14 protein-coding genes are annotated in these 12,430 nt (G+C 70.8%); 5 read left to right on the top strand and 9 right to left on the bottom strand.

All coding sequences use genetic code 11. The annotated features are described in order from the left end of the window. The 3 genes from LP418_RS13210 to LP418_RS13200 form a co-directional block, all read right to left on the bottom strand. Positions 1 to 213: a hypothetical protein gene (locus LP418_RS13210; RefSeq protein WP_257956613.1), complete on the bottom strand. Its 213-nt coding sequence runs from the start codon at positions 211 to 213 to the stop codon at positions 1 to 3. 173 nt (positions 214 to 386) lie between these two features. Continuing rightward, positions 387 to 2,099: an NHL domain-containing thioredoxin family protein gene (locus LP418_RS13205; protein ID WP_257956612.1), complete on the bottom strand. Its 1,713-nt coding sequence runs from the start codon at positions 2,097 to 2,099 to the stop codon at positions 387 to 389. A gap of 20 nt (positions 2,100 to 2,119) precedes the next feature. After that, positions 2,120 to 2,368: a hypothetical protein gene (locus tag LP418_RS13200; protein WP_257956611.1), complete on the bottom strand. Its 249-nt coding sequence runs from the start codon at positions 2,366 to 2,368 to the stop codon at positions 2,120 to 2,122. Between LP418_RS13200 and LP418_RS13195 the strand changes: the two genes are divergently transcribed. The 4 genes from LP418_RS13195 (at position 2,358) to LP418_RS13180 (ending at position 4,965) form a co-directional block, all read left to right on the top strand. After that, positions 2,358 to 2,963 (top strand): maleylpyruvate isomerase family mycothiol-dependent enzyme, encoded by a 606-nt coding sequence (locus LP418_RS13195; RefSeq protein WP_257956610.1) that lies wholly within the window; start codon positions 2,358 to 2,360, stop codon positions 2,961 to 2,963. The two genes, LP418_RS13200 and LP418_RS13195, sit on opposite strands and share 11 nt — an antisense overlap. After that, positions 2,960 to 3,883, top strand: a complete 924-nt coding sequence (locus LP418_RS13190) for an SDR family NAD(P)-dependent oxidoreductase (RefSeq protein WP_257956609.1) — start codon at positions 2,960 to 2,962, stop codon at positions 3,881 to 3,883. The genes LP418_RS13195 and LP418_RS13190 overlap by 4 nt, the downstream gene beginning before the upstream one ends. Before the next feature lie 120 nt (positions 3,884 to 4,003). After that, positions 4,004 to 4,621, top strand: coding sequence for a glycerophosphodiester phosphodiesterase family protein (locus tag LP418_RS13185; protein ID WP_257956608.1), 618 nt, complete (start codon positions 4,004 to 4,006; stop codon positions 4,619 to 4,621). After that, the gene (locus LP418_RS13180; protein WP_336275987.1) at positions 4,510 to 4,965 is read left to right on the top strand and encodes a hypothetical protein; all 456 of its coding nucleotides are present in this window, start codon (positions 4,510 to 4,512) and stop codon (positions 4,963 to 4,965) included. The genes LP418_RS13185 and LP418_RS13180 overlap by 112 nt, the downstream gene beginning before the upstream one ends. 69 nt (positions 4,966 to 5,034) lie before the next feature. On the opposite strand, the gene LP418_RS13175 is transcribed toward LP418_RS13180, so the two are convergent. The 6 genes from LP418_RS13175 to LP418_RS13150 form a co-directional block, all read right to left on the bottom strand. Further along, on the bottom strand, positions 5,035 to 6,636 hold the full coding sequence (locus LP418_RS13175) for a hypothetical protein (protein WP_257956606.1): 1,602 nt from the start codon (positions 6,634 to 6,636) through the stop codon (positions 5,035 to 5,037). A gap of 72 nt (positions 6,637 to 6,708) precedes the next feature. Then, a complete protein-coding gene (locus tag LP418_RS13170) occupies positions 6,709 to 6,951 on the bottom strand; it encodes a hypothetical protein (protein ID WP_257956605.1) in 243 nt (80 codons plus the stop codon). After that, entirely contained in the window at positions 6,932 to 8,089 is a 1,158-nt protein-coding gene (locus tag LP418_RS13165) for a carboxypeptidase-like regulatory domain-containing protein (RefSeq protein ID WP_257956604.1), read from the bottom strand. Before LP418_RS13165 ends, LP418_RS13170 begins: the two co-directional genes overlap by 20 nt. A gap of 718 nt (positions 8,090 to 8,807) precedes the next feature. Next, a complete protein-coding gene (locus tag LP418_RS13160; RefSeq protein ID WP_257956603.1) occupies positions 8,808 to 10,001 on the bottom strand; it encodes a fatty acid desaturase family protein in 1,194 nt (397 codons plus the stop codon). Between the two features lie 19 nt (positions 10,002 to 10,020). Further along, positions 10,021 to 10,179, bottom strand: coding sequence for a hypothetical protein (locus LP418_RS13155; RefSeq protein WP_257957030.1), 159 nt, complete (start codon positions 10,177 to 10,179; stop codon positions 10,021 to 10,023). A gap of 17 nt (positions 10,180 to 10,196) precedes the next feature. Further along, positions 10,197 to 11,126, bottom strand: a complete 930-nt coding sequence (locus tag LP418_RS13150) for an FAD-binding oxidoreductase (RefSeq protein WP_257957029.1) — start codon at positions 11,124 to 11,126, stop codon at positions 10,197 to 10,199. A gap of 430 nt (positions 11,127 to 11,556) precedes the next feature. Here LP418_RS13150 and LP418_RS13145 point away from each other — a divergent pair, with 430 nt between their 5' ends. Further along, entirely contained in the window at positions 11,557 to 12,426 is an 870-nt protein-coding gene (locus tag LP418_RS13145) for a helix-turn-helix domain-containing protein (protein ID WP_257956602.1), read from the top strand. Positions 12,427 to 12,430 lie beyond the last annotated feature (4 nt).

Here is a 12,430-nt window from a genome sequence, read left to right as displayed (position 1 = left end):
TCAGACGTCGCGGCGCTCCTCCACGACCGTCGTGTGCGAGCGACTGCGCGTGGCGATGAGGCCCGGGACGATCCCGAGGGCACCGGCCGGGATCAGGATCCAGCCGACCGTCGTGGTGGCAACGACGTCGTCGACGGAGGCGGGCAGGTCGACCGCCCCGGTGACGAGGATCGCGCCGAGGACGAGCAGGACAATGCCGACACCAAAACCCATGATGACTCCTAGTCGTTGTGTTCCTGCCCTCGACCCTAGGCCGCTGGGGTGGCCGATTCCACCGGGCGACACGCGGTCGACCGCTTTGACCTGAGTCTTCTCGAGACTCAGGTCAAAGGGCGTGCCAACGCAGGCCGGGGTCGCCGATCCTTGGACCTGAGTCTTCTGGAGACTCAGGTCCAAGCGCCGCCCGGGGGCAGGGTGAGTACGGCGCCGCCGTCGGCGCTGATCCGGACGGGGACGCCCCAGTCCTGCTGGTGCATGTGGCAGGCCGCGCCGTCGCCCTCACCGATGTCGCAGGACGCGGCACGGGCGGCGATGTGCAGCACCCCGTCGCCGACGTGCGGGTCGAGGACGAGGTCGCGGGTGAGCGCGGTCCCCCGACCCTCGCCACTGCGGATGAGGCCGGGCGGCGTCGAGGTGATGAGCAGCTGGGAGGAGGGGCCGAAGCGGTCGTCGACCTTCTGGCCGGGCGGCGGGGTGAACGGCACGTCGAGCCGCACCGTGGCCGCGACCGACGTGACCGGACGCTGCGTCGTGTGGCTGAAGTCGTCCGCGGCGACCCGGGCGTCGAGCGGGATCCGGGTCAGTCGGTGGGCGGCGGACTCGATGACGACGAGGTCGCGCCCTTCGACGTACAGGCCACTGGGCTCGCTGAGGTCGGTGGCGATCGTCGTCATCTGCCCGTCCGCGAAGCGGCGGATCGCGCCGTTGTAGGTGTCCGCGACGGCGACTGATCCGTCGGGGAGCACGGCGACGCCGAGGGGGTGCTGCAGGAGTGCGTCGGCGGCCGGGCCGTCGCGGAAGCCGAAGTCGAAGAGCCCGGTCCCGACAGCCGTCTGCACCAGACCGTCCTCGATGTAGCGCAGCGACGAGGTCTCCGAGTCGGCCAGCCACAGCCGGTTGCCGTCGACCGCGAAACCGCTGGTCTGGGCGAACCACGCGTCGAGGAGCGGCCCGTCGAGCAGCCCCTCGTTCGCCGTACCGGCGACGACCTCCACGGAGGAGGTGACCGGGTCGAACGTCCACAGCTGGTGCACGCCGGCCATCGCGATCCACACGCGATCGCGCCACCACACGACGTCCCGGGGACTGCTGAGCCGCGAGACCCCGTCGCCCTCGAACCACTGCCGGCCGTCGCCGGCGAGCGTCGTGACGACACCGGTGGCCAGCGACAGCCCGGCCAGTCGGTGCCCGACCGTGTCGGCGACGACGACGTCGTAGTCGAGGCCCGGGGACGGCGGCACGAGGCAGAGCCCGTTGGGTTCGCGGAAGCCTTCGAACCGCTGCTCCACAGAGCCCGAGGCCGACAGCAGCACGACCGCGTCGTGGCCCGCGTCCGCGAGCAGCACCCGCCCGTCGGGCAACGGGACCGCCTTGGCCGGGAAGCGGAGGTCTGTGGGTTCGACGGTCGGGGGGACGTAGGGCGAGTCACCGGGCTGGAGGGTGCCCTTCGAGCGGTGCTCCGAGATCAGCGTCGCGAGCAGCGCCGAGATCGCATGGGCGTGGCCCTCGCCGGCGTAGTGCGCGACGACGTAGCCCTCCGGGTCGACCAGCACGAGCGTCGGCCGGGCGCGGGCGGTGTAGGCCTGCCGGGTCGTCAGGTCGGGGTCGTCGAGGACGGGGTGGTGGACGCCGTAGCGCTCGACGGCGGCGACCAGCGCGTCGGGGTCGGCCTCGTGCACGAACTTCGGCGAGTGGACGCCGATGACGACCAGCTCATCGGCGTACGCCTCCTCGATCTCGCGCAGCTCGTCGAGGACGTGCAGGCAGTTGATGCAGCAGAAGGTCCAGAAGTCGAGCAGCACGAAGCGGCCACGGAGGTCGCGAAGGGCCAGCGGGGCGGCGGTGTTGAGCCAGCCGCGGCCGGTGAGTTCAGGGGGCACGGACACGCACCTGCCCATTGTCACAGTGACCCCCTAGGGTGCTGCCCATGACTGATGCCCCCGAGCAGTTGAGCGGCTACCTCGACGTCTGGTGGGAGGCGGTCAACGACTTCACGGCGCTGCTGGAGAAGGTGCCCGACGACGCGTGGCACACGCAGACCGACCCGGCCGGGTGGGACGTCCACGCCATCGCGGCGCACGTCGCCCACCTCGAGTCGCTGCTCGCCGGCCACGACCACGACGACGTCGAGATCGGCGATGCGCCGCACGCGCGGGATGATGGGCCAGTTCACCGAGCAGGGCGTGGTGGCGCGACGCGACCGCACCCCGGACGAGCTGATCAACGAGATCCGCGCCTGCACGACCGCCCGGCACACGCAGCTGCTCGCCGACCCGCCCACCGATCCCGCGGCGCCCGCACCTGGGCTGTTCGGCGCCATCGGCTGGAACACCCGGACCCTGCTGAAGAACCGGCCGCTCGACCTCTGGATGCACGAGCAAGACGTACGCCGCGCGCTCGGGATGCCCGGAGGGTTGGACTCTCCCGCGGCTCGTCACAGCGCCGACTACCTCGCGGAGAGCCCGGGCTACGTGCTCGCCAAGAAGCTCAAGGCCGACCCGGGCACCACGGTGCTGCTGGAGGTCGAGGGGCACGCCCCCGTCGCCGCGACCGTCACCGACGAGGGCCGCGGACGGCTGCTGCCGGAGGTGCCTGCCGAGCCGACGGTGGCGCTGCGGACCGACCGCGAGTCGTTCGTCGTGCTGGCCGGCGGGCGCCGGCGACCCGACGCCGGGCGGGTGCAGATCTCCGGCGACGAGGTCCCGGGCCAGCAGCTCCTCGACCACCCGGCCGTGACCCCGTGACCCCTGGACCCCGGGCGACATCCCCGACCAGACGGGACGCACGACCCTCGTCACCGGCACCACGCGAGGCGGGCTCGGCCACTACACCGCGCTCGAGCTGGCCCGCCGCGGCGGCCGCGTGGTCCTCGCCGGTCGGGGGCGCCGACAAGCTCGATGCGACCGAGTCGGCGATCCTCGGCGAGGTGCCGGGCGCCGCGCTCGAGAAGCTGGTCGTGGACCCGGCAGATCTCTCCTCGGTGCGTACGGCGGCCGCGGCGGCCGGCGAGCTCGGGCCGATCGACGTGCTGGTCAACAACGCCGGGATCATGGCGCCACCCTTCCGGCGGACGGTCGACGGGCTCGAGTCGCAGATGGCGACCAACCACTTCGGGCCGTTCCTCTTCACCGGCCTGCTGCTGCCGCAGCTCGTGGCGAGCGGCGATGCGCGCGTGGTCACGGTGTCGTCCAACATGCACCGCACCGCTCGACACGCGCCGACACGGGACCCGAGGTCCGAGCGCCGCTACCAGCGCTGGATGGCCTACAGCGAGACCAAGCTGGCCAACCTGCTCTTCACGTTCGAGCTGGACCGACGCGCTCGGGAAAGGGGTCTCCCGCTCAAGGCCCCGGCCGCGCACCCCGGCTTCGCCGGCACGCACCTGGCCGCCAACGGGCAGTACGGTCGGGCCGCGGGCGGGGTCGCCAGCATCCTCGACGCGGCCGTCAAGGCGGTCTCCCAGCCCGCCCACGCGGGCGCCCGGCCGAGCCTGATGGCGGCCACCGACGACCTGCCCGGTGGCACCTACGTCGGCCCCTCCGGCCTCGGCCAGATGGGCGGCACGCCGCAGGTCGTCACCGCCCGGGCACTGGCCCACAACGCCGAGGTGCAGCGACAGCTGTGGGAGCTGAGCGAGCAGACTGTCGGGCTCTCCCGGCCGTAGGGTCGGCAGGCCCGCTGGTTGAGCAGGCGCGCCAGCGCCGTGTCGAAACCAAGGGCCTTGGTTTCGACACGCTCCTCGCTGCGCTCGTCGCTGCTCAACCAGCGGCTTAAGGTCGGCCGCATGAGCCTTCGCGCCACTGTCGCCGCGTCCCTGACCGCCCTCACCCTCCCGCTCATCGCAGCCGCCACCAGCACACCGGCCCGGGCACTCGCCGTCGACGAGAACCCCCGGCTGACCCAGCGCGTCCTCAACATGGCGCACTCGGGCGGCGAGCGCGAGGCCCCGACGAACACGATGTATGCCTTCAAGCGGGCCGTGAAGGTCGGCTCCGACATGATCGAGCTCGACGTCCAGTCGACCAAGGACAAGTTGCTCGTCGTCCTGCACAACTCGACCCTCGACGAGACCACCAACGGCACCGGCCGAGTCGTCACCCAGACGTGGCGCGCGGTGAAGAAGCTCGACGCGGCCTACTGGTTCGTGCCGGGCAAGGGCACGACGCACGATGCTCGCAAGGCGGCGTACAAGCTGCGCAGGCGCGCGACGGCGACCGCCGGATCAAGGGCTACCAGCCCGCCGACTTCCGGATCCCGTTGCTGTCCGAGGTGCTCGCGAAGTTCCCGACGGTGCCGATCAACATCGAGATCAAGGGCACGGCCGACGAGGACGCGGCGTCCTTCATCCGGACGGGTCGACTGCTCGCCGCGATGCTCAACGACGCGGGTCGCACCGACGTGATCGTCACGTCCTTCAACGATGCCGCGATCGCCGACTTCCACGCCCGGGCCCCGCAGATCGGCCCGGCCCCCGGACGCGACGCGCTCGCCGCCTACTTCCTGACGGGGCTCCGCCCGCCCGCCGGCACCGTAGCCCTGCAGGTGCCGGTGACGTTCGGCGGCATCCGGGTGATGAGCAAGGAGTTCGTCGCGAAGGCGCACGCCGACGGCTATGCCGTGCACGTGTGGTTCAGCGGCAGCGCTCCGGACAACGCGACGACCTACAACGCGATGATCGACATGTGCGCCGACGGCCTGATGCCGGCGAGGCCGAGGCTGTTCGAGAAGATCCCTGGACGAGCGTGACATCGAGCGCCCCGGAGAGCCGGGCGTCCATCCCTGCACCTGATCCACCATTCGCCGTACGGCGACGAGCTAGCCCCGCACGCGATCGCGGACGCGCACCGGGCCGGCGAGAGTGGCGATCCGGGCAGCGCCGTCGGGCGCGATGGTCAGTGCCGCGTAGTGGTTGTTCATCAGCACGCCCGTCCCGGCGCGGACGCTGAAGACGGTGCGGCCGGTGGTGACGTCGATGGCCGTGAGGTACCACGCGCTCACGCCCCACCAGTTGGGCTTCTTCGTCCACGCGTAGGCGAGGCCGGTGGCGAGCGACACCTTCGCGACGCTGGAAGGCGCGATCTCGTCGCTCGTCCAGACGACCTTGCAGTCGCCGCCGGCGACGTCGACGCGAGCGAAGCCGGGACTGGTGGCGCGGCCGAGCAGGGTGGAGAGCGGGCTGCCGTAGCCGGCGTTGTTCTCCACGATCACGCCGTCACCGACGGAGATCAGCGAGTTGTCGGTCGCGCTCGCGTCGTCCTCGAAGACCGGCGCCTTGCAGATCTCGCGGCCTGACGAGCGCTCGTAGAACGCCACGTTCATCTGCGGCTCGGCGTTGTCTGTGATGGCCACGATGCCGCCGTTGATGATGGTCGGCGTCGTCCCGCTGCCCCGGCTCAGCTGACCCCTCTTCTTCTCACCACCGCGGTCATACTCCGTGCGCCAGTCGACGACCGGCGCTCCGCCCGGCCCGGCGGAGAGGCGGTGGAGCGCGTGCGTCGTGACGACGTAGATGCCGTCGTTCTCGTCGGTGGCGAAGGAGTTGGCGATCTCCTCGCCGAGGTCGAGCGTCCTCACCTCGCCGCTGTCGGGCGCGATCGTGCCGACGAGTCCGTCCCGGGTCTCGAACCAGATCCGCCCGCTCCAGTCGGGCAGCAGCGCGATCAGGCAGTCGTCCTTCGGGACGGCGTCGGTGAGGTCCCACGTCTTGTCGGTGGTGAGGTCCGGCTCGCCGTCGGCGTCGGAGGTGCGGATGGCCATGATCCGCCGGTCGGTCGTCGCGACGACGGCCCGGTCGGCGGGGTCGAGGTAGAAGTACGCCCCACCGCAGAGGTCCTCCCACGCAGGCTTGTCGCTCTCGGCGCGGTCGGGCAGGTCCTTGGTCGCGAGCTTGCGCATCGAGTCGGGATCGATCACGTGCATCGTCGGGCCGGCCGGGTCACCGCACAGGGCGATCAGTCGGTCGTGCGAGTCGAAGGCGAGGGTGGCGCACTCCTCGACGCCGAACCACGCCGTGTCGACCTCCGGCTCGAGGCCGGTCGGCCCGGCCCACTCGTAGGTGTCCGACGCCGATGCGTCGTTGTGCATCGAGCTGGCGCCGTTGCGTGCCGAGTGCGGGTTCTGCGGGACCGAGGCGATCGGCACCGGGCGTGCGCTGGCCGGCCGTCCGACGTACGACGGAGTCATCATCAGTCCGGGCGACTGCGGGATCGGCAGCCAGCCGTCCGGGATCAGCACCACGAGGCCGGTGAGGGTCGCGAGCACGGCGACGGCGATCCCCGCGCGCCGCCAGTCGATCCAGATGCGGTCCTGCGCCCACCAGCGGATCCGCGGCACACAGAGCGCGACCGCCACGGCGACGAGCACCCACGGACCGACGGCGACCCGGGCCACGAGCAGTCCCGGGACGATCCAGATCACCGGGCAAGGCTAGGGGGTTCGCGCCCCGGATCCGTGCAACAGCCCGCTCAGCGCTCGGCGCCGGGGTGGCCGTCAGGTCGGGTCGAGCCCGACGTGCCGTGGCGACCGCACCCGGTGCAGCAACGTGACGGGCCGGAGGTGCGGCTCGTGGCCGGCGACGTACATCCGACCTTCGTGTCGCTCCACGTCATGCAGCGGCGGGAAGTGGTCGTCGACCGGCCTGCGGGGCGACGCCAGCTTGGGCATCTCCAGCATCTCGATCTGGCGAAGTCGACCCGTGATGACGACGTTCTCCTCAGTCTTGTTTCGCTTCATAACCCTCCCCTTTCGGTGAAGCCGGGCACAGCCCGAAACCCCGGCAATGCAACGCTCGCCGAAGCGGGCGCTCGGAGACTGGCGGCGGACGACATCGGCTCGGCCGATCTGCATGTCGTACGCCGCCAGCTGCCCCTACGTCGTCAGGCGATGACCTTCCCCGTGGCCTTCGTCTTGAGCACGACGGTCGTGTAGCCAGGGGGCGGAGACGGTGATCTTCACCGTCAGCTTCTTGCCGCGTTGCTTGCCGGTGACCGCGAAGCGGCGCTTGGTCGCCTTCTTGATCACCTTGCCGTTGGCGAACCACTGGATCTTGCGGACCACCGCGGTCGGGTTGATCGTGCCCGCGGTGACGCAGGCGGGCGCCGACCTTGGCAGTGCCCTTGATGACCGGCTTCTTGTGCACCGCGATCGTCTTCATCGCGACCGTGATCGGCGCGGGTGCGGCGGTCGTGGTGGTCGTGGTGGTGGCGGTCGCCGTGGCAGTCGCGGTTGCCGTGGCGGTGTCCGTCGCGGTCGCCGTCTCTGTGGCGGTGGCGGTCGCCGTGGCGGTGGCCGTCTCGGTGACCGTCGGGCTCGGCGTCAGGTCGACCGGCGTTGCGAGCGTCGCGTCGATGCCCGTCTGCGTGCCGTCGTTCGTGACGACGAGCGAGTCGGCCGCTTCGAGCGTCGCCTTGTCGTTCCAGAACTCCTCGATGCCGGAGGCCGGGTCGGAGAAGCCGAGCGTGTAGGTGCCGCCCGGCAGTCCGCCGAGGTCGTAGGAGCCGTCGGCCGCGGTCGTGACGTCCCGGAACTCGACCCGGGCATCGGCCCGGCGGACGTAGGCCGTCACGGTCGCGTTCTCGATGCCGACGAGAGAGCTGTTCTTCACTGCGCCCTTGAAGTGTGCGGCAGCCCCGAGCTCGGCATTGATGTTGGGAAAGTTGCCTCCCCCGGTCAGCAGCTCGATGTCCCGGGCCGGGCCGACGCGGGGCTGGTCGTCGTAGAACTCGGTCTCGAAGCTGCCCGACGGGTCGTCGAAGCGGATCCGGTAGGTGCCGGACGTGAACTTGCCGATGGAGTAGGTGCCGCTGGTGCTCGTGACCGCATTGTCGGCCTCGGCCCACTGGCCGGTCCCGCCGAGCTTCAGGGCGGTCACCTTGACGCCGACCAGCGGACCGCCGCCGGCAGCGGTGACGGTCCCGGAGATCCGGGCGGGGGGCGCGGCGTCCGCCCGGAGCGCTGGCCAGCAGGATGAACGGGCCCAGCCCCACGAAGGGTGTGAGAAGCAGGGCGGCCGACTTCTTCGAAAAGGTGTGCACGGTGGTGCCTCCGATTGTCGTGAAGGCACCTCGATCAGTGCCTTGGCGCGACCTGTAGGCAGCGCGCAGGGCGCGATCCGGAATGGTTGAGCGTTTACTGATCCGTGGAATTTCGTGGCTGACTGCGCTAGACAGCGCTAGACCGCGCTTCTGACCTGCGTCAGGACGGCTCGGCCTGCCGCGGCGCGGGGACGCGCTGCAAGAGGGTGACCGGCCGGAAGTGCGGCTCGTGGCCGGCGACGTACATGCGACCCTCGTGAACGTCGACGTCCAGCAGCCTCGGGAGCGACTCCTCGATCGCATCGTCCGCGGCACGCGGGGCGCCACCATGCTGGGCACCTCCAGCAGCTGGATCATGCGAAGTCGACCGGTGATGTCGACGTTGTCCTCAGACCTTTTCCTAAGCATCCCTTGCCCCTGTCGATGTCCCGAGGTGTCTGCCGTTGCCGGGACCACCGTCCCCCGAACCGGTACCTCTCGACATCGCCAAGGTTGGGGATGACCCTGCAGAAGTTCAGGCCGCGACGTCCATCTCGACGCGACGCGCCTGCTGGGTCAGCCGGGCCGGGCGGCACGACGGACCTTGGGGCCCTTGGTCGACATGGCGTAGAGCATCTTCAGCTGGCTCGGGAGGTTCTTCTTGTTCGTGGTGGCCAGCCAGCCGTTGGGCAGCGAGAGGCGCACGACCTTGTGCCGGGCGGAGTAGACCTGCGGCACGAACGGGCGTGCGAGGTAGTTCAGCTCGTACTTCTCGAACAGCGCCTGCACCTTGGGGGCGATCTCGGCGTAGCGGTTGGACGGCAGGTCCGGGAAGAGGTGGTGCTCGATCTGGTGCGACAGGTTGCCGCTCATCAGGTGCATCGCCTTGGAGCCGGAGATGTTGGCCGAGCCGAGCATCTGGCGGACGTACCAGTCGCCCTTGGTCTCGCCGTCGATCGAGCGCTTCTCGAAGGTCTCGACACCCTCGGGGAAGTGGCCGCACAGGATGATCGAGTTGGACCACAGGTTGCGCACGATGTTGGCGGTGAAGTTGGCGGCCGGGGTCGGCAGGAAGGAGCCGGTCGGGATCGACAGGATCGGGTGTGCGACATAGTCCTTGGTGACCTGCTTGCGGATCTTGCCGAGCACCTGCTTGGCGCGGCGCTGGAACTCCGGGTCCTTGGTCTGCTTCTTCTTGATCACGGCGCCGAGGTCGAGGTCGTAGGCCGCGATGCCGTACTCGAAGAAGACCGCGTTGATGAAGCACCAGATCGGCTGGCCGAGGTGGAACGGCGCCCAGCGCTGCTCCTCGTCGACGCGCATGATGCCGTAGCCGAGGTCGTTGTCCTTGCCGATGACGTTCGTGTAGGTGTGGTGCAGCTCGTTGTGGCTGTGCTTCCACTGCTCCGACGGCGACGCCATGTCCCACTCCCGAGTGCTGGAGTGGATCTTCGGGTCGCGCATCCAGTCCCACTGGCCGTGCAGGATGTTGTGCCCGATCTCCATGTTGTCGAGGATCTTGGCGACGCTCAGGCCGGCGGTGCCGAGGAGCCGAGCCGGCGGGAAGATGCTGAACAGCAGCACCGCGCGCGAGCCGAGCTCGATCTTGCGCTGGGCGTCGATGAGCTTTCGGATGTACGCCGCATCGTCAGCGCCGCGACTGTCGAGCACGTCCTGACGGATGGCGTCGAGCTCGATGCCGATCTGCTCGATGTCGGCCTCGGTGAGGTGCGCGATGGGGCTCTGCGCCTGCTTCTGGATCGTGGTCATGTGAGTCTCCTCCGTGAGGTCAGTGGTCGAGGTGGCAGGGGCCGGCGGCGGCGCTGATGCAGGTCTGCACCTTGATCGCACCGCTCTCGCCGGGGATGGCGGTCGTGATCTGGCCGTTGCGCAGGTCGCGCACCGAGCCTTCGGTCATCGGCAGCACGCAGCCCATGCAGATGCCCATCCGGCAGCCGCTGGGCATCAGGACGCCCGCCGCTTCGGCGGCGTCGAGGATCGGGGGTGCCACCGTCGAGCTCGAGCGTCGTGCCGTTGGCGAAGGCGACGGTGCCGCCGTCGCCGGGCTCGACCCGCGCGGTGCGGAACTGCTCGGTGACCAGCTCCGGGCCGGCGGCGTCGTGGTGCGCCTCGAGCGCGTCGAGGAGTCCGGCCGGTCCGCACGCGAGGGTGCGGCGCTCGGCGAGGTCGGGCACCGGGTCGGCGAGGTCGTCGACCTTGAGGACGCCGTGCACGTCGTCGTACCGCGCGATCAGCTTGATCGCGCCGGACACGTCGAGGGCCTGCAGGTCGCGCAGGAAGATCGAGTCGGGCTCGCTGGGCGCGACGTGGACGACGACGATGTCGAGGTCCTTGCTCCGGTCGAGCTTGAGGACGCCCTTGTCGGTGCTCGGGTAGAGGTTGCGCAGCATCCCGATGACGGGCGTGATGCCCGAGCCGGCGGTGACGAAGAGCAGCTTGTCGTGGTCGGAGGCCAGCACGAACTCGCCGGCCGCCTGCTCGAGGTGGACCAGCGTGCCGGGCACGGCCTCGTGGACGAGGTGGTTGCTGACCAGGGCCGTCGGGCACGGCCTTGACCGTGATCGAGATGCGACCGTCGGCGCGGGGGCCGTGGGTCAGGGAGTAGGCGCGCCACTGGCGGACGCCGTCGACGTCGACGCCGATGCGGAGGTACTGACCCGGCTGGTGGCCGGCCCAGTCGGCACCGGGGCGGATGACGAGGGTGGCGGCGTCGGGGGTCTCCGCGTGGACGGACTCGATCCGGCCGCGGAGGTCGGCGCCGGCGCGGAGCGGCGCGAAGAGGTCGAAGAAGTCGGCGGGCACGAGCGGCGTGGTGGCCGACTCGGCCAGCCGCGTCAGGCGGGTGCGCAGCGACGGTGCGCTGCTCCCGGACATCAGTGTTGTGCTCATGGCTCAAGCGTGACGGGCCGGCCGGCGAAGTTCCTGCCCCGTGCACGTGAATCGGGGCTAGACTCTTGTTCACAAAGAACAAGTTCTGGAGATTGGACGCCCATGGCACGACGCGTTGTGCGCCCCACCACACAACAACGCACGGTGGTCGGCCTCGACGACGCAGTCGTCCGAGTGCTCCGCGGCGAGCTTGCGGACGTCGCCGAAAGGGCCGTCGCGGCGATCATCGACGAGGTGCCGAGCTACGCCGGAGCCCTGAGCGGGCCGATGGGCGCGACCATCCGCAACGCCGTGCAGCTCGCCCTCGGCGGCTTCCTCACCCCGGCCACGCGCGACGGCGAGAGCCCACCGATGGCCCCCGCGCTCGAGGGGCGCCTACCAGCTCGGGCGCGGCGAGGCGCGCAACGGCCGGACGATGGAGGCGCTGCTGGCGGCCTACCGCATCGGGGCCCGGGTGTCCCGGCGCGACATGTCGCGAACGGCGGTCGCCAACGACATCGACGCGGCCCAGCTGTCACGCTTCGCCGAGCTCGTCTTCGCCTACATCGACGAGCTCTCGGCCGCGAGCGCCGCCGGTCACACCGACGAGCTGGAGAGCACCGGCCGGCTCCGGCAGCGCAACCTCGAGCGGCTGGCGCGGGCACTGGTCACCGGTGCGGGACCGGAGGCGGTCGTCGCGGCGGCGGAGCGCGCGAGCTGGGTCCCGCCGGCGGAGCTGATCGCCGTGCTGCTGCCCGAGTCGCAGGCCGGGCATGCCTCGACGCTGGTCACCGCCGAGACCCTGCAACCGGACGAGGACCTGCCGGGCGTCCCCGAGGGACACGCGCTGCTGCTCGTGCCCTCGACCGGTTCCGCACCAGCACGCGCCGGGCTGATCCGCGCACTGCGCGGCACCAGCGCGGTCGTCGGTCCGTCGGTGCCCCGGCTCGACGCGGCGCGCTCGCACGAACGCGCCGGTCGGGCCTTCGCCCTCGAGCTGCCCGGCCTCGTCGACGCCGACACGCACCTCGCCGCGCTGGTCCTCGCCGCCGACCCGGACACCCGTGCCGACCTGCGCGCCCGAGTGCTCGCGCCGCTCGCCGGGCAACGGCCCTCGACCGTCGACAAGCTCACCGAGACCCTGCGGTCCCGGGTGCTCAACCGGGGCCGCCGCGACGCCGTCGCCGCCGAGCTCTTCGTGCATGCCCAGACCGTCCGCTATCGCGTCCAGCAGCTGCGAGAGCTGTACGGCGACCGGCTGGAGGACCCCCAGTTCGTGCTCGAGGCAACGCTCGCCCCGGCCTGACCCC

The sequence above is a fragment of the Nocardioides sp. B-3 genome, from assembly GCF_024703895.1.
Lineage (GTDB): Bacteria > Actinomycetota > Actinomycetes > Propionibacteriales > Nocardioidaceae > Nocardioides.
The sequence above is the reverse complement of the archived record's forward strand: the minus strand, read 5'-3'. Positions and strand labels throughout refer to the sequence as shown.

Coding starts and splice junctions, on each gene's coding strand:
- LP418_RS13210 (WP_257956613.1), bottom strand. CDS start 213: ATGGGTTTTGGTGTCGGCATTGTCCTGCTCGTCCTCGGCGCGATCCTC.
- LP418_RS13195 (WP_257956610.1), top strand. CDS start 2,358: ATGCGCCGCACGCGCGGGATGATGGGCCAGTTCACCGAGCAGGGCGTG.
- LP418_RS13185 (WP_257956608.1), top strand. CDS start 4,004: ATGAGCCTTCGCGCCACTGTCGCCGCGTCCCTGACCGCCCTCACCCTC.
- LP418_RS13170 (WP_257956605.1), bottom strand. CDS start 6,951: ATGAAGCGAAACAAGACTGAGGAGAACGTCGTCATCACGGGTCGACTT.
- LP418_RS13160 (WP_257956603.1), bottom strand. CDS start 10,001: ATGACCACGATCCAGAAGCAGGCGCAGAGCCCCATCGCGCACCTCACC.
- LP418_RS13155 (WP_257957030.1), bottom strand. CDS start 10,179: ATGGGCATCTGCATGGGCTGCGTGCTGCCGATGACCGAAGGCTCGGTG.
- LP418_RS13150 (WP_257957029.1), bottom strand. CDS start 11,126: ATGTCCGGGAGCAGCGCACCGTCGCTGCGCACCCGCCTGACGCGGCTG.
- LP418_RS13145 (WP_257956602.1), top strand. CDS start 11,557: ATGGAGGCGCTGCTGGCGGCCTACCGCATCGGGGCCCGGGTGTCCCGG.